The organism is Pseudomonas sp. Eth.TT006 (assembly GCF_054456575.1).
Window position 1 is genome coordinate 111,239 of sequence record NZ_JBTJEN010000004.1, and the last position, 19,847, is coordinate 131,085.

Annotated in this window: 15 protein-coding genes; 7 read left to right on the forward strand and 8 right to left on the reverse strand. The window is 59.2% G+C overall.

Annotated elements, in window-relative coordinates; genetic code table 11:
* Positions 1 to 9 precede the first annotated feature (9 nt).
* The gene (locus ACXR0M_RS08230; protein ID WP_458831437.1) at positions 10 to 3,699 is read left to right on the forward strand and encodes a hypothetical protein; all 3,690 of its coding nucleotides are present in this window, start codon (positions 10 to 12) and stop codon (positions 3,697 to 3,699) included.
* Between the two features lie 56 nt (positions 3,700 to 3,755).
* Here the strand turns inward: ACXR0M_RS08230 and ACXR0M_RS08235 are convergent, their stop codons facing one another.
* Positions 3,756 to 6,002 (reverse strand): ATP-binding protein, encoded by a 2,247-nt coding sequence (locus ACXR0M_RS08235; RefSeq protein ID WP_458831438.1) that lies wholly within the window; start codon positions 6,000 to 6,002, stop codon positions 3,756 to 3,758.
* Positions 5,999 to 6,613: a biliverdin-producing heme oxygenase gene (locus ACXR0M_RS08240; protein WP_458831439.1), complete on the reverse strand. Its 615-nt coding sequence runs from the start codon at positions 6,611 to 6,613 to the stop codon at positions 5,999 to 6,001. Before ACXR0M_RS08240 ends, ACXR0M_RS08235 begins: the two co-directional genes overlap by 4 nt.
* Positions 6,614 to 6,893: 280 nt before the next feature.
* Between ACXR0M_RS08240 and ACXR0M_RS08245 the strand changes: the two genes are divergently transcribed.
* Complete coding sequence (locus ACXR0M_RS08245) at positions 6,894 to 7,514, forward strand: LysE family translocator (protein ID WP_458831440.1); 621 nt, start codon at positions 6,894 to 6,896, stop codon at positions 7,512 to 7,514.
* Here the strand turns inward: ACXR0M_RS08245 and ACXR0M_RS08250 are convergent.
* Positions 7,511 to 7,924, reverse strand: coding sequence for a VOC family protein (locus ACXR0M_RS08250; RefSeq protein ID WP_458831441.1), 414 nt, complete (start codon positions 7,922 to 7,924; stop codon positions 7,511 to 7,513). The genes ACXR0M_RS08245 and ACXR0M_RS08250 overlap by 4 nt on opposite strands.
* A 231-nt stretch (positions 7,925 to 8,155) precedes the next feature.
* On the opposite strand from ACXR0M_RS08250, the gene ACXR0M_RS08255 reads away from it, so the two are divergent.
* From ACXR0M_RS08255 to ACXR0M_RS08265, 3 genes are all read left to right on the forward strand, one after another.
* Positions 8,156 to 9,286 carry a bifunctional transcriptional activator/DNA repair enzyme AdaA gene (locus tag ACXR0M_RS08255; RefSeq protein WP_458831442.1) on the forward strand — a complete coding sequence of 377 codons (1,131 nt, stop codon included), beginning with the start codon at positions 8,156 to 8,158 and terminating at the stop codon, positions 9,284 to 9,286.
* Entirely contained in the window at positions 9,283 to 9,912 is a 630-nt protein-coding gene (locus tag ACXR0M_RS08260) for a DNA-3-methyladenine glycosylase family protein (protein WP_458831443.1), read from the forward strand. Before ACXR0M_RS08255 ends, ACXR0M_RS08260 begins: the two co-directional genes overlap by 4 nt.
* A 173-nt stretch (positions 9,913 to 10,085) precedes the next feature.
* A complete protein-coding gene (locus tag ACXR0M_RS08265) occupies positions 10,086 to 10,574 on the forward strand; it encodes a GFA family protein (protein ID WP_458831444.1) in 489 nt (162 codons plus the stop codon).
* A gap of 124 nt (positions 10,575 to 10,698) precedes the next feature.
* On the opposite strand, the gene ACXR0M_RS08270 is transcribed toward ACXR0M_RS08265, so the two are convergent.
* The 4 genes from ACXR0M_RS08270 to miaE form a co-directional block, all read right to left on the reverse strand.
* Positions 10,699 to 11,985 (reverse strand): ATP-binding protein, encoded by a 1,287-nt coding sequence (locus tag ACXR0M_RS08270; RefSeq protein ID WP_458831445.1) that lies wholly within the window; start codon positions 11,983 to 11,985, stop codon positions 10,699 to 10,701.
* Complete coding sequence (locus ACXR0M_RS08275; RefSeq protein ID WP_458831446.1) at positions 11,986 to 12,693, reverse strand: response regulator; 708 nt, start codon at positions 12,691 to 12,693, stop codon at positions 11,986 to 11,988.
* A gap of 220 nt (positions 12,694 to 12,913) precedes the next feature.
* A protein-coding gene (locus ACXR0M_RS08280) for an IS3 family transposase (protein WP_458831447.1) occupies positions 12,914 to 14,445 on the reverse strand; the annotation gives its coding sequence in 2 pieces (ribosomal slippage) (positions 12,914 to 13,980 and positions 13,980 to 14,445; 1,533 coding nt in all).
* Between the two features lie 118 nt (positions 14,446 to 14,563).
* Positions 14,564 to 15,172 carry a tRNA isopentenyl-2-thiomethyl-A-37 hydroxylase MiaE gene (gene miaE / locus ACXR0M_RS08285; RefSeq protein WP_458831448.1) on the reverse strand — a complete coding sequence of 203 codons (609 nt, stop codon included), beginning with the start codon at positions 15,170 to 15,172 and terminating at the stop codon, positions 14,564 to 14,566.
* A 159-nt stretch (positions 15,173 to 15,331) separates the two neighbouring features.
* On the opposite strand from miaE, the gene ACXR0M_RS08290 reads away from it, so the two are divergent.
* Complete coding sequence (locus tag ACXR0M_RS08290) at positions 15,332 to 16,195, forward strand: universal stress protein (protein ID WP_458831449.1); 864 nt, start codon at positions 15,332 to 15,334, stop codon at positions 16,193 to 16,195.
* A gap of 101 nt (positions 16,196 to 16,296) precedes the next feature.
* Here ACXR0M_RS08290 and ACXR0M_RS08295 read toward each other — a convergent pair whose 3' ends face one another.
* On the reverse strand, positions 16,297 to 16,767 hold the full coding sequence (locus ACXR0M_RS08295; RefSeq protein WP_007965774.1) for a DUF1289 domain-containing protein: 471 nt from the start codon (positions 16,765 to 16,767) through the stop codon (positions 16,297 to 16,299).
* A gap of 466 nt (positions 16,768 to 17,233) precedes the next feature.
* Here ACXR0M_RS08295 and acnB point away from each other — a divergent pair, with 466 nt between their 5' ends.
* Positions 17,234 to 19,843 (forward strand): bifunctional aconitate hydratase 2/2-methylisocitrate dehydratase, encoded by a 2,610-nt coding sequence (acnB, locus tag ACXR0M_RS08300; protein WP_458831450.1) that lies wholly within the window; start codon positions 17,234 to 17,236, stop codon positions 19,841 to 19,843.
* The last annotated feature ends 4 nt before the right edge of the window (positions 19,844 to 19,847 follow it).

Consider the following 19,847-nt stretch of genomic DNA (forward strand, 5'->3'; position numbering starts at 1 on the left):
AATACGAACATGGAACTGTCACCATCACTTTTCGCGCCAGAACAACTGAGTGCCGAACAAGAGGAGCGCGCCTCCATCGCCAAGACTCTGAAAGATGCATTGATAAAGCGCAAATCCCCCGACACCGTTGAGTATTACTACAGCAAAACCATTATCAATATCAGACAGCTTCTGGTTCTGAGCGTAAAAGGCAGTTCATTCCATGCCGCGCATGACTCGGCAGCATCACTCTTGCGTCGAGTGACCCGCTCACCACAGTTCACTACCCTGCTCTCCGCGCAAGAGTTCCCGCAGGACAGTTGGACGCAAATCAATGAAAACGGACAAGTTTTCCAGGCCTGGACAGTCGAACAGTCGATTGGCACGTTCATTGAGCAAGCCGATATAACGGTTGAGCTGTCGGCGATTGAGGAGCTGAAGTCCGATATTGATCTGCTGGTTAAAACCGCTGCCACCACACGTCGCACCATCTCCTCGTCCGAAAAGACTTCGCTACTCGACTGGCTCAACTTTCATCAGCTGGATATCCCCGGCAGCATCAGCAGCGTCGAGAACCTTGTTGCTTTTCTTGAATTCCACTTTCCTGCTCCGACACGCCATGGCAACTACTGGGGTATTTCAAACCACACCGATTCAAACGCGCTGTGCATTGAGGAAAATCAATATCAGATCATTAAGAAAGAAACAGAAAAACTTCTCGACAAGGACAACGCACCCGCTGCGCGATTGATCAACTACCTGACAGACGCCCTGCTTGTAACCAGAAATGAAACTTACCTGAAAGAGTACCCAGGCAGCAGTTGGTCACTCTTGATCGAGACGGCCGAAGCGAAGAGCTTCGCTGACACTTGTTACACCGCTCTGGGCTGGCAGATTCCCACTGACGAAACCGCGCTGAGTGTAGAGCAGCGAAGCCAGATGCTCGTGGCTGCGGTCATGCTCGATGTGGAACTGGGGAGCGTCGAAAGCAATCGGAGATTTGTTGAAGAGAAGCTGTATAACTCGGCATTTGTTCAACTCGATGCCAATACAATCCGCTACGAATTAAATCGCGAAATGTTTAACCATCGCGGTGTAAACGAGGCCGCCGCTCCGCTCTTGACCGAGTTGATATTGGCAGGAATCGCTCCGGAGTTCCTGGTCGTCACGCCTGGCAATGTGCACATCGGCAGCACCGAATGGGTGATGCTGCGCAAGGCGATCCTGGTCAGCGAAAGCACCGTTCCTGGTCTTTCCCGTCATATGTCCTACGAACATCTGCTGAGACTGGCGGGAATTTCTCCCGTCAGCTCACAGCAACAAACCCTGCAGGATTGGGCAGCCGTAAAATGCATCGTGGATTGGGCTCACATCAATCAATTGATGCCCGTCGATGATAAACGACCGCAGGCAGACATTGTTCAACAGGCACTGTCTGACTATAACGCCTATATCGACACGGCCAGCGAAGCCCTGGCGGCCGTTAATGCGAAACCGGTCAGTCGTCGGCGCCTGGCGGAGCTCGAGCTGGACGACCTCAATATTCCAGCGAAAACACTCCTGTTCAGACGACTTGATCACAAGCAGCTCTACGTGTCGGATTCCATCATCGATGTGTATATGACGCCACCGCTCTTACGCCAAAGAAACTATGACAAGAAGAACGGCACCAGCATTTATGAAAAGTACCCTGGCCTGCTGACACTGGAACCCATCAACGATATTTACCAGACGGCAGTAGAAAAGCAGTTCAGCGAATACAAGGCAGGTTTAAGCACTGTGGTGCGGATCGCCCTGTCGCGTATGTACAGAAGGCAACGTCTCGCCCTCGAGTTCGGCAAGGTCGCGATCTATCATGTGCGACGATTTTTGCCTCACGCGGGGCTTGGCAGCAACTATCGACCTCGCGACGCCGCCGACACCGCTGCCTTCGGTGTCATTATCCTTGCCAGATTCGAGCAGGAACTTTACTGCTTTGAGGTGTTTCCTCTCCAGGCCATGGTCCGTGAAAACCCGCAGCTGGCCGATGCCTACCTGCAAGGCGCCACCCTCGGTAACAGCAACTGGTTCAGCATCTATAAAAACACGGACGAGGACTTCAAAGAGGAGACGTGGTTGCCACACGCAAATATTCACAGGCCATCGTACTTCGATAATGAACAGAAGATTCGCGAAGGGGAACTGGACACTGGCGTTGTGATTGATCGCTTCGTCGAACTGGATGACCGCATGGATTCAATCGATTACTACTATCCGGCGCCTTTGCGCAGCTTCAATTCGCAGCGCTTCAAGGAGATCGGTGACACCATCGCCGAACACAACCCGCCTACCACCTACAAACAGTTTTATGCCAAGGGTTTCGACACGACTGAACGGCAACGCAACTCCGACGAGTTTCGCCATATTATCGATACGGCGTTGAACATCATCGTGCCGTTCAAACAGTGCATCGAGGGCCTGGCCTCGGGAGAGGCCGACCGCTACAGCGAAACCGTTTCCAGTTGCATTGTCGACCTGACCACGACGCTGTTGATGGTCGGGGGCGCATCCGGCGCCGTAGCCAAGGCGTTGACCAGTGGTTCGAAACTGTTGAACTTGAGCAAAGTCAGCTCACGGCTGCTGATTTCGGCGTTCAATCCGCTGGACGGCGTACCACAACTCCTCCAGGGCGGTGCCCGTCTGGCGGGCAAAGGCATATTGAAACTGACGGCCCATGGACAAGCGTTTGCTCGCATCGGCGCCAGCCAACTGCGGGCACTGTCGGGGGGCAGCGGTTCCTATGATTTGCTCAAAGCCCTGGCCAAGTCCGGTAACGGTGCTGAAATTCGTCAGAGTCTGGATACAGTTGCCTACGCCCGGGCCTTGTTCAAGGATGACACTATTGAATCCGCCTCACAGATCCTGACGAGATTGACTGACAACAAAGTGCCGTTGCCCAAAGATGCTTCGCCGACAGAGCTGAATCGATTGTTCCAAAACGCGGTAGTTGAAAATGCCAGAACGTTTCCCAGCTACAAACAACTGGAGCAATTGATAGGTGACAAAGCGCTGAAGGAGCTGCTGGAGACTTATCTGGAAAAAAGCTCCAGCAGCTATGCAACTATGCGAGCGTCGGGCGATACGTATTTTCTGGAAACAGTGGACATACTGGGTGAACTGGAGCTCCGTAATCTTCGGTACGTTCAGGATTATCAGCTGAACATACTGAAACGGGATCTTGGCAGCGCCCCTTTTGATGGCGTATATCCGGAGGTGCGCTATAACCCCAATGGCTATACGGATCAAGCCGAACGTGCAGGTGCGTGGATTGCTTACTCCTCGAACTCCATAAAAAACGAGGGGCCCAATAACGTCATCGCCACGCTGCGAGAATATGCCTCGGATAGCCGTGCACTGAACGACATTGACTTGATCAAGGAACTGCATGTGAAACTGGCCGACGCGACCAAGGATGTGTCGCGTGTCGGGGTCCATCCAGAAGTGAAATACCCCAGCAGCATCGGCGGTTTTGCGCTGATGCAAGAGCATCTGAAAAAACTGGATGCAGTCCATGACCACTTCAGCAAGCAACTGCTCGCGACAGTAATCGGCTACCACGGTTTCGGTGACGGTAATGGCCGGACCGGACGGGCGTTGTACGCCCTCAGTGAAATGCGCCGTAACCGGTTCCAGCCGCTGTCGAATGAGGCCTTCGACGAGCTTCACGGTCTTTTCAAGTAAGTCGATGTTGCGGCCTGACAGCAAAGGGTCAGGCCGCAGCGCTGTGCATAAAAGCCTTATAGGTCGTTCATGACCACCGGCACCGTAAACCGAAACTCCGTCCCCTGCCCCGGCTCACTGCTGGCCTCGATATGCCCACCGTGAGCCTCGACAATTCCCTGGCTGATATACAAACCGAGCCCGGTCCCGGTCGGGTTGCCTTCCTTCATCGTCCAGTAGCGGTCAAACACTCGCGGCAAGTGCTCCGGCGCAATGCCCTCGCCGGTATCACGCACGCTGAACACAATGTTCTGTCCATCCACACTGGCCTTCACCCCCACCGAGCCGGTGCGCGGGGTGAACTTGATGGCGTTGCTGATGAGGTTCGACAGCACCTGAAACAAGCGCTCCGGGTCGGCATGCACTTTCAGTTCGCTATCGGCTTCGAACGAGATGCTGATGTCCTTGTCCAGCGCCAGCGGCCCGAGCAGCGACTGGGTTTCTTCGAAGATCTGCGCGACATCCAGCAAACGTGGCTGGATAACGTAGCGCCCGGCATCGATTTTCGAAGTGTCGAGCAAGTCTTCGAGCAGCGTGTTCATCCGCGCCGTAGCCTGCTGCATGGTATCGATGGCGGTTGAGATGCGCCGTGACGTATGCGGGCCGTCGGAACTGAAGGTCCTCTGCATCATGCCGCACAGCATCGAGATCACGGTCATCGGATTGCGCAGATCGTGGGACACCACCGCCACCAGCTCGTCACGGGCGCGCACCGCCTCCTGCTCGCGGTGCACCTGGCGGGCCAGATCGTTTTCCAGCGCCGAGCGGCGCAGATCGTTGGCGGCAAACAAATCGCCGTGGCTCCACTTGGTGGAGATCCCGGCCATTTCGACTTTCCAGATCTCGAATGAGGTGCGCGGACTCAGGCGCAGACCGCTGTCGGAGTTTTGCAGATCCAGCGGCTTGCGCGGGTCACCGCTCCAGCTGATGTTCTCTCTGACCTCGGGGCGGAACCACAGCACGCCGTTGTCCACCGGTTTGGGCAGGCTCATGGCGAGCACGCCACTGGCGACCTGCTGAAACTGCGCAGCAGGCGGGTAGACACTGGACAGCTGATGGCTGGCGAACACCGGCTCACCGCTTTCCTGCAACCATTTGTGCAGGGCGCGGATTTGCTCCGGCTCCGGGCAATTGCCGTAGCGATGCAGTTGTTTGTCTTCGATGATCGCAATGCCGCCGGCATTGGTCAGCGCCATCAGGATTTGCGGCTGATTGGCCAGGCCGTCGAATACGTTTTGCGGCGAATCGATCATCGCTTGATTGAGCACTGCCAGCGCATCGAGCTTCGCTTCGCGCTGGCGGCTGATTTCCAGCGACTCCATGGCGCTGATCTGCAGCGACAGCACCTGACCGATGGTCTGGCAGGCAATGCGCAGTTCATGCGGTACGTGCAGCGGCTGACGGTTGCCGCAACTGATCAGGCCCCAGAGCTTGTCGCCCTGCATCAGCGAGATGCTCATCGACGACAGCACGCCCATATTCTTCATGTACTGACAATGGATCGGCGACACGCTGCGCAACGTGGCGAAACTCAGATCCAGCGGCGCCTGGGTGTCGGGACGCAGTTGTGGCAGCAGCGGCACCGGCTGGTAATCGGCATTGGGGATGATCCGCAGCCAGTTGGTGCGGTACAGCTCGCGGGCCTGCTCGGGAATGTCGGAGGCCGGAAAGAACAGGCCGTTGAAGGTTTCCATCGACGGATCGGACGCTTCGGCGATGACCTGGCCGTGCCCCTCCTCCTCGAACCGGTAAATCAGCACCCGGTCGTAACCGGTCATGGCCTGGATTTCCTTGACGCTGATGTCGTACAGCGCCTGCAGGCTCTGGGCACCTTGCAGACGATGGAGCATGCGCCCCAAATGCCTCGGCGTGCCGGCGACATTGCGCGGCTGGAAATTTTCGACGTGGATTTCCAGTTCCAGAATCAACACACCCTGATGCCGGTGCAGCAGGCCATCGAACGCCGTGCCATTGAGGCGCAACTGCAGCGGCCCGGCGTCGGAGAATGACGGTTGGTGCAGGGCCTCGCGCACTGCCGCGGCATAAGCGTCGCCGAGCAGACTGTGCAGCGGCTGACCGATCAGTGCCTGCGGCTCCCGCGCCAGCAGGGTTTCGACGTTGGCACTGACCTGGATGATGTGCAGCGCAGGCTCGCTCAGCGTCAGCAGCAGGCCATGGGGCTGGATCGCGCCCGGGGTGCGGATCGGTTCGTTGGCACAGTTGGCCAGCAGCTCTTCAAACGCTTCTTGATCTTGCGGGTTCATGCCAGTACCTCTTGGCGTTCGAGCCAACGCTCGAAACAGCTGAATGTGGTTTTCGCCGCTGCGACCACCGCGGCCCGTTCGGCCACGTCCATCGGGCGCGCGCCGAGGTATTCGATGAAATCACGCCAGCGGCGCCCGGTGGCGGCCGCGTAGACATCGAGAAAGGCCGCGCCGTTGTCGGCGTCCAGGCTCAGGCGGGTGGCGATTTCCCGGCGCAGGATCTGTCCGCCCAAGGTCGCCCCTTCGAGCACATACAACACGCCGAGGCACGCGGCGCTGGAGTCGATGACCGGCAATTGATGACAGACGGATAATAGTTCCAGCGACTGAGCCGTCTCGCCCAGATTGACCAAGTCGCGCTGCAACGTGTGTGCCTTCAGGCGCGCGGCCAGATCGAAATCGGCGGGAACATGCCCGCTGTCGAGCAGCGCACGCTCCAACGGACGGTAAAACCCGAAATAGGCCTGCATCAACCGTTGGAAGGCGTAGGTATCGAGCTGATCGGAGAAAAAAGGAAGGCGTTTTTCCAGTGCGATATGCAGTTCGGCAGTGCCGGCTCGCAGATCTTGCAGCACCGGTGGCACATAGACTTCACGGGCCTTTGCTTGCATGTAGATCGCTCTTGGTGGGGCCGTTTGCGGGCCGGCAGGGTGTTTGCAACGTCCGATGAATATTACACGGCTATCGTCTTTTTCTGACTTTTCGTGCAGTTTTTTCTGACGAAAACACCACATTCAGACACTTCAGAGTTTCGCCTGATCGACAAAGTTCGATGCTTTTAAGGGGCGGCGGGCGAGACTGTACTGCGACAGCGCCACATGACTGTACCGTCGCGGCGGCGTCGGCCTGTGATAAAAAAAGCCCATCCCCGATGCTGGAGCGCCCCCCGCCATGGACCTCGCCACGCTTTCGCTGTTTATCCCGGCCTGTTTCGCCCTGAACATGGCCCCCGGTCCGAATAACCTGCTGTCGGTGAGCAATGCCACCCGCTACGGCTATCGCCGTGCCTGCGCGGCGGGCGCCGGCCGGATTCTGGCGTTCGCCGGGATGATCGCCTTGGCCGGTGCCGGATTGTCAGCGGTGCTGCACACCTCGGAATGGCTGTTCCACGCGATCAAGATCATCGGCGCGGGCTATTTGTTGTACCTGGCGTGGCAACTGTGGCGAGCCAATACCGACGCCGAAAAGCAGCTGGCGGGCGCGTCGGTGGGATTCTTCCGCCTGGCGCGCCAGGAGTTTCTGGTGGCGGCGGGCAATCCGAAAGCGATTTTGCTGTTTACCGCGTTCTTGCCGCAATTCGTCGACCCGAGCAAACCGGTCGCGGCGCAATTTGCCGTGCTTGGCGCGCTGTTCCTGCTGCTGGAGTGGATCGCCATTGGCGCCTATGCGTGGATGGGCCTGCACATGCGCCGCTGGTTCGCCGAACCGCGCGGCAAACGCATCTTCAACCGCTGCTGTGCCGGGTTGCTGTCGGCGGCGGCTTCGGTGCTGTTACTGGCCAAACGCGCTTAAGCCTCGGACGGGCCCTTGAGTTCGACCTGGTTGCCATCCGGGTCGAAGCAGTACAGCGAAAGGCCGTAGCCCTCGGCGCCGAAACGTCTGGCAGCGGTTGCGACGCTCAGGCCACAGGCTTGCAGATGGCTGAGCAGCGCCGCTTCATCGAACGGCTCGATGCGCAGGCAGAAGTGATCGACATTGCGCCGCTCGGCACCGGCCGCCGCGCCGCCCTTCCTGCCCAGTTCGCCTTGCAGGTCGACCAGATCGATCATCGAGGTCCCGGCACGCAGGTGCACCAGACCAAGTTTCTCGTTGTGTTTGACCAGTTCAGCACCGAATACCCGGCCATAGAAGTCGATGCTGCGCTGCAGATCAGCGACGCGCAGGACGATGTGGTCAATGCGTTGAATTGAAAATGGCAGCATATACCCGACACCTCACCCACTTTGTATGAACTGCTGGCGTGGGAACTATGAAGATTCTGTAGGAGCTGCCGCAGGCTGCGATCTTTTGATCTTGCTTTTGCTTTTAAAGATCGAGATCAACATCAAAAGATCGCAGCGTGCCGCAGCTCCTACACGGTAGTTGAGCGATATTGAAAATTCACTGTCGATTTTTCGGTGGAGCCATCGAGAATCCGGATTTACCCTCAGCCCATGAACATACCAACCGCACCGCTGCCCCCCCACGCCGAGATGGTTCGCGCCATGCTCGAACGCGACACCGCCTACGAGGGGGTGTTCTTCACGGCCGTGAAAACCACCGGGATCTTCTGCCGACCCAGTTGCACGGCACGCAAGCCGAAACCGGAAAACGTGGAATTTTTCGCCCATGCCGATGAGTGCCTGTCGGCCGGTTATCGCGCCTGCCTGCGCTGCAAGCCGCTGGACGCCGCGGCGATTGCCCCCGACTGGGTGCAGCGCTTATTGGCAGCGGTTGATGCCGACCCGGAGCTGCGCTGGAGCGATGCGCAACTGCTGGCCGAGGGTATCGAGCCGCTGAAGCTGCGGCGCTGGTTCAAACAGCATTTCGGCATGACCTTCCACGCCTGGCTGCGCACCCGGCGCCTAGGCATGGCGCTGGGAGGGATCCGCCAAGGTACGTCGATCGACCATGCGGCGTTTGATTCAGGCTACGAATCGCTCAGCGGCTTTCGCGACGCGTTCCAGAAATCGTTCCATATCACCCCGGGCCGCGCGGCCAGTACCGAACCGCTGCTGTTTACCCGCCTGACCACGCCGTTGGGGCCAATGATCGCCATGGCCGAGCGGCGCGGGCTGGTGCTGCTGGAGTTCCTCGATCGCCCGGCGCTGACCCGTGAAATCGAGGAACTGCAAAGTCGCTACGGCTACGTGGTCGCGCCGGGGCACAACGCGCATCTGCAACAGATCGAAAGCGAACTGGTGGCGTATTTCGCCGGCACGCTCAGCACATTCGGCGTCGCCCTGCACCTGCCCGGCAGCGCGTTTGATTGCCAGGTCTGGGCCGAATTGCAGAAGATTCCCTACGGCCAGACCACCACCTACGGCGCACTCGCCGCACGCCTGGGCAAACCCGGCGCCAGTCGCGCAGTGGGCCTGGCCAACGGGCACAATCGGCTGTCGATCGTGGTGCCATGTCATCGGGTGATCGGTGCGGACGGCTCGCTGACCGGCTATGGTGGCGGACAACCGCGCAAGGCGTTTCTGCTGCGCCTGGAAAACGCCGCGCTGCAGATCACTCGGCAACTGGCGTTTGACGACGTCCCCCCCCATCCAAGGACCGCGATGCTTGCTGAACGAACATGATTGAGCGTTATCAAGCGGCCAGCACCTATCTGGCCGCACTCGACGACGACTGGCAGCGGCACATCAGCGCCGTCGGCCCGTGCCTGCATCAGCCGCACCCAACACGTGATCCCTACGAATCACTGGTCCGGGCGATTGCCTATCAGCAACTGCACGCCAAGGCCGGGGACGCGATTGTCGGGCGTCTGGTCGCGTTGTTTCCCGGGCAGACGTTTCCCAAACCCGAACAGATTCTGGCGGCGAGCTTCGAGCAACTGCGCGGCTGCGGGTTCTCCGCGGGCAAGATCGCGACCATTCAAGGCATCGCTCAGGCGACACTGGACGGCGTGGTCCCGGATTACCCCACGGCGCTGGCAATGGACGACGAGGCTTTGATCGAGCGTCTGGTCAGCCTGCGCGGGGTGGGCCGCTGGACCGTGGAAATGCTGCTGATTTACAGCCTGGAACGCATGGATATCCTGCCGGCGGATGATTTTGGCGTACGCGAAGGCTATCGACGGTTGAAGGGCCTGGCGGTGCAGCCGACGCGCAAGCAGATCATCGAGATCGGCCAGGCGTGGAGCCCGTATCGGACGGTAGCGGCGTGGTATCTATGGCGCGTGCCGAAACCACCAAGCCCCTTGTAGGAGCTGCCGCAGGCTGCGATCTTTTGATCTGGCTTTTCAAAAGATCAAAGTCAAAAGATCGCAGCCTGCGGCAGCTCCTACAGGATTGCGTTTCAATGTGGGGCTGGCTGTCGGCACATTCATGTATTTCTTCCAGACTTGATCAACACCATCCAGCCCACCGGAGGCCCCTCATGCACCTCGAAGGCTCCTGCCACTGCGGCGCCGTCACCTTCAGCCTGACCAGCGCCCATCCCTACCCTTATCAACGCTGCTACTGCTCGATCTGCCGCAAGACTCAGGGCGGTGGCGGTTATGCGATCAACCTGGGTGGCGACGCGGCCAGCCTCAAGGTGCAGGGACGCAAACACATCTCGATCTACCACGCGAAGATGAAGGACGAAGGCGAAAAACGCGCGCACCGCAGCAGCGCCGAACGGCACTTCTGCTCGCAGTGCGGCAGCGCTTTGTGGTTGTTCAGCCCGCAATGGCCAGAGCTGATCCACCCGTTCGCCTCCGCTATAGACACGCCGCTACCGGTGCCGCCGGAACACACGCACTTGATGCTCGGTTCAAAGGCACCGTGGGTCGAGGTGGCTGCCAAAGCCTTGGACAAGCAGTTTGAGGTGTATCCCGAGGAATCGATTGCGCAGTGGCATGAGCGGTTGGGGTTGCTCAGCTGAGCTGAGTTTTGGGGTGTGATTGATGGCCCTATCGCTGGCAAGCCAGCTCCCACAGGTTTTGTGCACGCCCAGGAACCTGTGGGAGCTGGCTTGCCAGCGATAGGGCCGGAACTGCCTACACAAATCAGTCCAGATGCGCCCAGGTCAGCCGAAACGACGCCCCGCCCCACACCGAGTCCCCGACTTCGACCTGCCCGCCATGGGACTGCGACACCCGCCGCACCAGCGCCAACCCCAGGCCGAAACCACCGGTGCGGCGGTCGCGGCTGGCATCCAGGCGCGAGAACGGCTCGAAGATTTTCTCCCGGCCTTCCACCGGTACACCCGGACCGTCGTCGTTGACCCGCACCTCGTAATAATCGCCGCTGCGCTCCAGCGTTACCTCAACGCGCTGCTCGGCGTAACGAATGGCGTTGCGCAGCAGATTGATCACCGCCCGCGCCATGAAGCGCGGTTCGATGCGCACAGTGTCGAGCCGGCAATCGCCGATCAGCAACTGCACCCCCGCCGCTTCCGCCTCCAGCGCGACGCTGCCGACCACGCTGTCGAGCCAGTTCGCCGCCTGAATGTTTTCCCGTTTGATCACCGTTGCGCCGCGTTCGAGGCTGGCATAGGTCAGCAGTTCGGAGACCATTTCCTCCAGCTCGCCAAGGTCGGCGTACATGTCGGCGATCAGCTCGCGATTCTGGCTGGCGTCCGGTTGTTGCTTGAGCTGATCAAGCTCGAACGACAGGCGTGCAATCGGCGTCCGCAGTTCGTGGGACACCGCGTTGGTCAACTCGCGCTGATTGGCGATCAGGCTCTCGATGCGCGCGGCCATCAGGTTGAAGTGTTCCGCCAGGTCGCGGATGTTCGAGCGTCTGGACAGTTGAATGCGCACCGCCAGATCGTTATCGCCAAAGCGCTCGGCGGCCAGCCGCAGTTTTTCCAGATCGCGCCAGTGCGGGCGCACCCAGAAAAACAGCACGATGCCGATCAGCACCGCGAGCATCGCGTACGCCGCCGCGATGTAGAACGGCATCAGGCTCGGCTCCGGCGGCAGCTTGATGCTGAGCAACTGCGAGCCACCGTCGATGTTGCTGATGAACTGGGTGTAGTCGTCGCGAATCACCAACAGGTTCTGCGCCAGCTCGGCCTGCTCCTCGGCGCTGAGCGCCAGTTGATCGGCTTCCACCAGTTTCAGCGACAAGCCGTAATGCGGGCGCAACGCTTCCAGTCTCTGCTCGCGCGCCGCGCCTTGCTGATCGCGCATGTGCTCGACCAGCGACCACGCCTGCCCGCGCACCGCCTCACGGTTATAGGCGCGCATCTGGTCGTCGAGCAAGGCGTTGAAGGTGTGTTCGACGGTTTGCAGCGCGAGGACCAGACCCACGGTCATCACCAGAAACAGCCCGAAAAATAACCGCAGCATCTACAGCTCCCACGCGAATGGATTGAACAGATAACCTTTGCCCCACACGGTTTTGATGCACACCGGTTCGCGCGGGTTGTCCTTGAGCTTGTTGCGCAGCTTGCTGATGTACACGTCGACGCTGCGATTGAGGCCGTCGAAGGCGATACCGCGCATGCGATTGAGGATGTCATCGCGGGACAAAGTCTTGCCGGCGGCGCTGGCCAGCAGCCACAGCAGCTCGAATTCCATGGTGGTCATTTCGATGATATCGCCGGCCAGGCGCACTTCGCGGCAGCTGCGATCAATGCTCAAGCGGCCGAACTCCAGCGCACTGACCACCCCGGCCTCCGGCATCTGCCGCCGCTGCAACGCGCGCAGGCGTGCCAGCAGTACCGGCGGTTTGATCGGTTTGACCACGTAGTCGTCGGCGCCGGATTCGAGGCCGAGAATGTGGTCGAGGTCGTCTTCCTTGGCGGTGAGGATAACGATCGGCGTGTCCGCCACGCTGCGGATTTCCCGGCACACGTGCAGCCCGCTCTGCCCCGGCAGCATCAGGTCGAGCACCACCACTTTGGGCTGGAACTCGAGAAACGCCGCCACCGCCAGATCACCGCGATGCACCGCACGCACCTCGTAGCCATGCTGCTCAAGAAAGTGCGCAATCAGCGTGGCCAGACGCTCATCGTCTTCGACCAGCAGAACTTTGCCAAAACCCAGGTTATCCATAACGACTGTCTGCCAAGCCCTATGAGAAGTGGCCGGCATTATGGCGGCAATCGCTGCTGCGGCGTTGTTTCGGGCAGCAAAAACCGGCCGCTGGGGCCGGTTTGTGGTGATCTTTCATACTCTTAAGAGTTTTTTACAGTTTCTGTGTAGGAGCTGCCGCAGGCTGCGATCTTTTGATCTTGCCGGTGCGTGTCAATGTACCTGTCGCCTCACTACTGCTTCAGCAACCCATTGCAGCCCCAGCGTCCATGCGTTCTGGGTTCAAATAAACTGCATTTGCAAGCTGCCAGTTACGCACTTTTCCGCTCCAGCGGCAGGGATTGGTCGCTTTGGCAGATTCGTAAAGGTCCTCCCGTGCCTGCAGCAACGCTGACGCCTTACCCTCGTGGCGCTCATTCGGCGTCACGTATTTCAAGGCGCTATGGCGGTGTTCTTCGTTGTACCACTCGACGAACTTCTGCACCCAGAGCCTTGCCTCCATCAGATTATCGAAGGGTCGATCCGGCCACAGCGGACAATATTTGGCCGTGCGGAAAAGCGCTTCTGCGTATGCGTTGTCATTGCTTACTCGCGGGCGGCTGAACGAGGGTTCAACGCCCAGCGAGATCATGCTTTCACGTAGCAAAGAGCCTTTCATCACATGCCCGTTATCTGAGTGCAACACCAGCGGTTTACCTGCCGTACGCTCTCGCAAGCATCCCTTTTCAAGAAGCACGCATGCATGCTCTGAGCATTCAGACTCATGCACTTCGTTGGTCACCAGCTTGCGGCTGTAAATGTCTTTGACCATGTACCAGTAGTAGAAGCGACCCTTGACCGTGGTGGGTAACCAGGTGATATCCCAGCACCACACTTGATTAGGGCCATCTGCACGATGGGTGGTCAACACTCGACGCTTCGGTGCCTTGGCGCGACCACGGCGCATATTTTGATTCGCCTCTTTCAACACCCGATAGAACGTCGATTCCGATGCCAGATAAATGCCTTCGTCCGCTAGTTTGGGGACGATCTGGTGCGGTGTCAGGCTTGCGTAGCCAGGTTGGTTGGCTGCATCTAGAACAGCCTGCCGCTCTGCGGCGCTGAGTTTATTGGGCGGTGCTGAGCGTTGGACGATCTGACGCCTGTCTGCTTGGCAATATCGCCAACGTTGGATTGTCCTTAGACAAAGCCCAAGCTCATTGCACGCCCGAAATCGGCGCGCCCCATTTTCGACTGCCTCGGCGATCAGCCCCAAAGCCTGCATACGATCAGGGGCGCTGATCAGTCTTCCTTGTCCTTGCCCCAGATCGCATTGGCTTTTTTTCTGAGTTCCAGTAAAGCCACCGCCTCCTTACGATCGGCATCGGAGCGAAGCAGTTGTCGCTCAAGCTCCTTGATTCGCCTTTGCTCGGCGGTTTGCTTCTTGCTCGGTTGAGGATCAAGTGCCGCGTTGGCGTTCTGGCAAGCCAAGCGCCATTGCTGAATCTGTTCGGGATAAATGCCCTTGATTCGGCAGTACTGGGAAAGCTCCACCTCGTTTAAAGGCGCGGTTTCCATCACAGCGTTGAACTTGTCGGCGCTGGACCATTGATCGCTGGTTTTATTGTTTCCAGGAACGATCAAACCTTTATCTCTAGCCATTTGTCTCCAGTTTCGCAGCGACTGTGGTGTGACGCCGATTGCAACAGCGAGCTCTGCCACGGAACGGTTTAGGGGCGGCATCATCTGCTGAACAGCCCAGTCTCTGAAGTCATCGTCATAACGTTTCGGCATTGCCATGTACCTTCGCCCCCTTAAGTGAATGAGTCAATCAAGAGAGGCGACAGATAGGCTGACACGGGGGGTTGCTTCAAAAAATCAACAGATCGCAGCCTGCGGCAGCTCCTACAGGTTATGCGTTCACCGGGACGCCGCTGTGGAAGCGGAACTCTTCATCGGGCGATTCGATCAGTTCCTGCTCGGCAGCGCGAACCTTGTCGATCACCTGAGCGATGTCCTTCGCGTCACCGTAATGATAAGCCAGTTTCAGATAACCCTGAAAATGCCGCGCCTCGCTTTTCAGCAGGCCGAAATAGAATTTGCCGAGTTCTTCGTCCAGATGCGGCACCAGCGCTTCGAAACGCTCGCAACTGCGCGCTTCGATGAAGGCGCCGACCACCAGGGTATCGACCAGTTTCACCGGTTCGTGGCTGCGCACCACTTTGCGCAGGCCCGAGGCGTAACGCCCGGCGTGCAACTGGCGCAGCTCGATCTTGCGGCGTTTCATGATGCGCATGACTTGCTCGTGATGCACCAGTTCTTCCCGGGCCAGACGCGACATCATGTTGATCAGGTCGACATGGGAATGGTACTTGGCAATCAGGCTCAGCGCGGTGCTGGCAGCCTTGAACTCGCAGTTCTTGTGGTCGATCAGCAGGGTTTCCTGATCGGCCAGTGCGGCCTGGACCCAGGCGTCGGGCGTGCGGCAGCCAAGGAATTCGTGGATTTCGGGCAGGATCATGGGGCTCACGGCTAAAGGTGTTCGAGCGAAGGGCGCCGATTATACCGGCCTGCCCGCAGACCACCAGCCGCAGGCGTTGATATGCATCAAGTCGCGGGCGCATGAGCAGCAACTATAGTTGTGCAACGCCGTGCCTTTTCTTTGCTGGAGACTCCGCTCATGCAAGCCATTCGCAGCATTCTGGTGGTCATCGAACCCGAACATTCGGAAAGCCTGGCACTCAAGCGCGCCAAGCTGATCGCCGGCGTGACCCAGGCCCATCTGCACCTGCTGGTGTGCGACAAGAAACACGATCACGCCGGCATGCTCAGCGTGCTCAAGTCCGCGCTGCTGGCAGACGGCTACAGCGTGACCACCGAACAGGCGTGGAACGAGAGCCTGCACGAAACCATCATCGACGTGCAGCAGGCCGAAGGTTGCGGACTGGTGATCAAGCAGCATTTCCCCGACAGCGCACTGAAAAAGGCCCTGCTGACCCCGGCCGACTGGAAACTGCTGCGCCACTGCCCTACCCCGGTGCTGCTGGTGAAAACCAGCACGCCGTGGAAAGAGCGGGTGATTCTGGCGGCAGTCGATGTGGGTAACGCCGATGGCGAGCACCGGCACCTGCATACCACCATCATCGATCATGGCTTCGATATTGCCAGCCTGGCCAAGGGACACCTGCATGTGATCGCGGCGCATCCGTCGCCGATGCTGTCAGCAGCGGATCCGACCTTTCAGCTCAAGGAAACCATCGAGGCGAAGTATCGCGAGCAATGCAAGGCGTTCCAGGCCGAGTTCGATGTCGATGACGAGCACTTGCACATCGAGGAAGGCCCGGCGGATGTGCTGATCCCGTTCATGGCGCACAAGCTGCAGGCGGCTGTAACCGTGATTGGCACCGTGGCGCGAACCGGGCTCTCAGGCGCACTGATCGGCAACACTGCCGAAGTGGTGCTGGATGCGCTGGAGAGCGATGTGTTGGTGCTCAAGCCGCAGGAGGTTGAGGATCATCTGGTGGAACTGGCGGTGAAGCATTAGGAACTGCGGCGTTTGAAAGTCGGTCTTCGCGAGCAAGCCCGCTCCCACATTTACAATGCATTCCCCTGTGGGAGCGGGCTTGCTCGCGAAGCTTTTGATCTTCAGGCGCCGAAGGCGTCCTTGAGAAAACCCGGCGCGATGTAGCGCTGGTAATGCGCTTCCGACAGCAGGAAGAATTCCCGATCAATGGCATCGCGCAATTCCGGCAGGTTCCAGTCGCGGAACTCCGGCAGCAACACCATTCCGTAGGCTTCCAGATTAATGATCACCCGCGCCCCGCGTGCGATCAGCTGATAGGCCCAGCAATATTCCGACTGATGCGGCACGAAGCGGATCTTGCGCTGTTCCAGCTGCTGGCGCAGGCGCGCCGGATCGAAGATCTCGACCTTGCTTGCCATCACTTGTGACAGCAATTGCTCCAGCCGCAACCACACCGCACGCTTTTCCTCCTCGCCGTACCCATTCCAATGGATCACTTCGTGGTGGAAACGCTTGCAGCCACGGCACACCAGATCTCCGTAAACAGTGGAGCAGAGGCCGACGCAGGGGGTCTTGATGGTCTGATTGGGCATAAATTGGCAAAACACTGAAACGCGGGACAGGCCGGCATGTTAGCCCTTTGTCGGGCGTTGATCACCCCTCAAACATAAAGGGCAAGCGCCGGATCGCGGTTTGCGCCACGGCCACGCAACGCCACCAAAGTCCAATAGAGTGCGACTTACCTTTAAATTTTTTTTGCCGTAGAATCAGCCAGCCTTTTAAGGCGCCAATGTCCGTTAGAAGCTGTTTTCAAAGCGTCACGAGCACAGTCGTTCCTTCAGAGCGGTGTTGGCGAAGGGTTTTTCCAGCGGGGAAAAGCCCAACGCCAACCCTCATCAGCTCCCCGTTCTGCAGGCGTAAAACTTTGAAAGCAGCTTCTGTAAGGAATTGCCGGTAATTCTGACCAGACGACCCACAACGTCGTGCGGTGCATGAGTACGGCAATTTCGGGATGAGCGTCCCGGACACCCATTTGGGACCACTGATGAGGGTAATACTGTGCTTGAAGCCTACCGCAAACATATCGAAGAGCGTGCAGCCCTGGGTATCGTTCCCCAGCCGCTTAACGCCGAACAAACTGCAGGCCTGGTCGAGCTGCTGAAGAATCCTCCGGCTGGCGAAGAAGCTTTCCTCGTTGACCTGATCACCAATCGCGTACCACCAGGAGTGGACGAAGCCGCTTACGTCAAAGCCGGCTTCCTGTCGGCCCTGGCCAAAGGCGAAGTCACCTCCCCTCTGCTGGACAAGAAACGCGCTGTAGAACTGCTCGGCACCATGCAGGGCGGCTACAACATCGTGACTCTGGTGGAACTGCTGGACAACGCCGAACTGGCGCCAGTGGCTGCCGAAGAACTCAAGCACACCCTGCTGATGTTCGATGCCTTCCACGACGTCGCGGAAAAAGCCAAGAACGGCAACGTTCACGCGAAAGCCGTGCTGCAATCCTGGGCTGACGGCGAGTGGTTCAAGAAGCGCCCGGTGCTGGCCGACAAGATCAGCCTGCGCGTGTTCAAGGTCACCGGCGAAACCAACACCGACGACCTCTCCCCGGCGCCAGACGCCTGGTCGCGTCCTGACATCCCGCTGCACGCCCTGGCCATGCTGAAAATGGCCCGTGAAGGCATCGTTCCGGACGAGCAAGGCAAGACCGGCCCGATGAAGCAGATCGAAGAAATGCGCGGCCAGGGCTTCCCGATCGCCTACGTCGGTGACGTGGTCGGTACCGGTTCCTCGCGTAAATCGGCAACCAACTCGGTGCTGTGGTTCTTCGGCGACGACATCCCTTACGTGCCGAACAAGCGCGCTGGCGGTTTCTGCTTCGGCAGCAAAATCGCTCCGATCTTCTACAACACCATGGAAGATGCTGGCGCACTGCCAATCGAGTTCGACGTGTCGAACATGAACATGGGCGACGTGATCGACCTGTACCCGCACGCTGGCAAAGTCTGCAAGCACGGTACCGACGAAGTCATCACCACCTTCGAAATGAAGACCCCTGTGCTGCTGGACGAAGTCCGTGCCGGCGGCCGTATCCCGCTGATCATCGGCCGTGGCCTGACCGAGAAGGCGCGCGCCGAACTGGGTCTGCCGCCATTCGATCTGTTCAAGAAGCCTGAAGCACCGGCCGAAAGCACCAAGGGCTTCACCCTGGCGCAGAAAATGGTCGGCAAGGCTTGCGGTCTGGCAGAAGGTCAGGGCGTGCGTCCTGGCACCTACTGCGAACCGAAGATGACCACCGTCGGCTCTCAGGACACCACCGGTCCGATGACCCGTGACGAACTGAAAGACCTGGCGTGCCTGGGCTTCTCCGCTGATCTGGTGATGCAGTCGTTCTGCCACACCGCGGCGTATCCGAAGCCGATCGACGTGACCACCCACCACACCCTGCCTGACTTCATCATGACCCGCGGCGGCGTTTCCCTGCGTCCGGGCGACGGCATCATCCACTCGTGGCTGAACCGCATGCTGCTGCCGGACACCGTGGGTACCGGTGGTGACTCGCACACCCGTTTCCCGATGGGCATCTCGTTCCCGGCCGGTTCCGGTCTGGTCGCGTTCGCCGCGGCCACCGGCGTCATGCCGCTGGACATGCCGGAATCGATCCTGGTGCGCTTCAAAGGCAAAATGAAACCTGGCATCACCCTGCGTGACCTGGTTCATGCGATTCCTTACTTCGCGATCCAGAACGGTCTGCTGACCGTCGAGAAGAAAGGCAAGAAAAACGCCTTCTCCGGCCGCATCCTGGAAATCGAAGGTCTGGAAGGTCTGACCCTGGAGCAGGCGTTCGAACTGTCCGACGCCTCGGCCGAACGTTCGGCTGCCGGTTGCACCATCAAGCTGTCGAAAGAATCCATCACTGAGTACCTGCAGTCCAACATCACCCTGCTGCGGTGGATGATCGGCGAAGGCTACGGCGATGCGCGCACCCTGGAACGTCGTGCGCAAGCGATGGAAGCCTGGATCGCCAACCCGCAGCTGATGGAAGCCGATGCCGACGCCGAATACGCCGAAGTCATCGAAATCGATCTGGCCGACATCAGCGAGCCAGTCCTGTGCGCGCCGAACGACCCGGACGACGCCCGTCTGCTGTCCAGCGTCGCTGGCGAGAAGATCGACGAAGTGTTCATCGGTTCGTGCATGACCAACATCGGTCACTTCCGCGCTGCCGGTAAGCTGCTGGATCAGGTCAAGGGTCAGCTGCCAACCCGTCTGTGGCTGTCGCCGCCGACCAAGATGGACGCTCACCAACTGACCGAAGAAGGCTACTACGGCATCTACGGCAAGGCCGGCGCACGCATGGAAATGCCAGGCTGCTCGCTGTGCATGGGCAACCAGGCACGCGTTGAGCCGAACAGCACCGTGGTCTCGACGTCGACCCGTAACTTCCCGAACCGTCTGGGCGACGGCGCGAACGTCTACCTGGCTTCGGCCGAGCTGGCGTCCGTGGCCTCGATCCTGGGTCGCCTGCCGACCGTCGAGGAGTACATGGAATACGCTGGCAAGATCGACAGCATGGCGGCCGATGTCTACCGCTACCTGTCCTTCGATCAGATCGCCGAGTTCCGTGAAGCCGCAGCGAACGCCAAGATTCCGGTCGTTCAAGCCTAACGTC

Excerpts from the sequence above, each read along its gene's own strand:
- ACXR0M_RS08270 (WP_458831445.1), bottom strand. The coding sequence starts at position 11,985 with ATGCTGCGGTTATTTTTCGGGCTGTTTCTGGTGATGACCGTGGGTCTG.
- ACXR0M_RS08240 (WP_458831439.1), bottom strand. The coding sequence starts at position 6,613 with ATGCAAGCAAAGGCCCGTGAAGTCTATGTGCCACCGGTGCTGCAAGAT.
- ACXR0M_RS08250 (WP_458831441.1), bottom strand. The coding sequence starts at position 7,924 with ATGCTGCCATTTTCAATTCAACGCATTGACCACATCGTCCTGCGCGTC.
- miaE (WP_458831448.1), bottom strand. The coding sequence starts at position 15,172 with ATGATCCTGCCCGAAATCCACGAATTCCTTGGCTGCCGCACGCCCGAC.
- ACXR0M_RS08265 (WP_458831444.1), top strand. The coding sequence starts at position 10,086 with ATGCACCTCGAAGGCTCCTGCCACTGCGGCGCCGTCACCTTCAGCCTG.
- ACXR0M_RS08255 (WP_458831442.1), top strand. The coding sequence starts at position 8,156 with ATGAACATACCAACCGCACCGCTGCCCCCCCACGCCGAGATGGTTCGC.
- ACXR0M_RS08290 (WP_458831449.1), top strand. The coding sequence starts at position 15,332 with ATGCAAGCCATTCGCAGCATTCTGGTGGTCATCGAACCCGAACATTCG.
- ACXR0M_RS08260 (WP_458831443.1), top strand. The coding sequence starts at position 9,283 with ATGATTGAGCGTTATCAAGCGGCCAGCACCTATCTGGCCGCACTCGAC.
- ACXR0M_RS08230 (WP_458831437.1), top strand. The coding sequence starts at position 10 with ATGGAACTGTCACCATCACTTTTCGCGCCAGAACAACTGAGTGCCGAA.
- ACXR0M_RS08245 (WP_458831440.1), top strand. The coding sequence starts at position 6,894 with ATGGACCTCGCCACGCTTTCGCTGTTTATCCCGGCCTGTTTCGCCCTG.
- ACXR0M_RS08275 (WP_458831446.1), bottom strand. The coding sequence starts at position 12,693 with ATGGATAACCTGGGTTTTGGCAAAGTTCTGCTGGTCGAAGACGATGAG.
- ACXR0M_RS08235 (WP_458831438.1), bottom strand. The coding sequence starts at position 6,002 with ATGAACCCGCAAGATCAAGAAGCGTTTGAAGAGCTGCTGGCCAACTGT.
- ACXR0M_RS08295 (WP_007965774.1), bottom strand. The coding sequence starts at position 16,767 with ATGCCCAATCAGACCATCAAGACCCCCTGCGTCGGCCTCTGCTCCACT.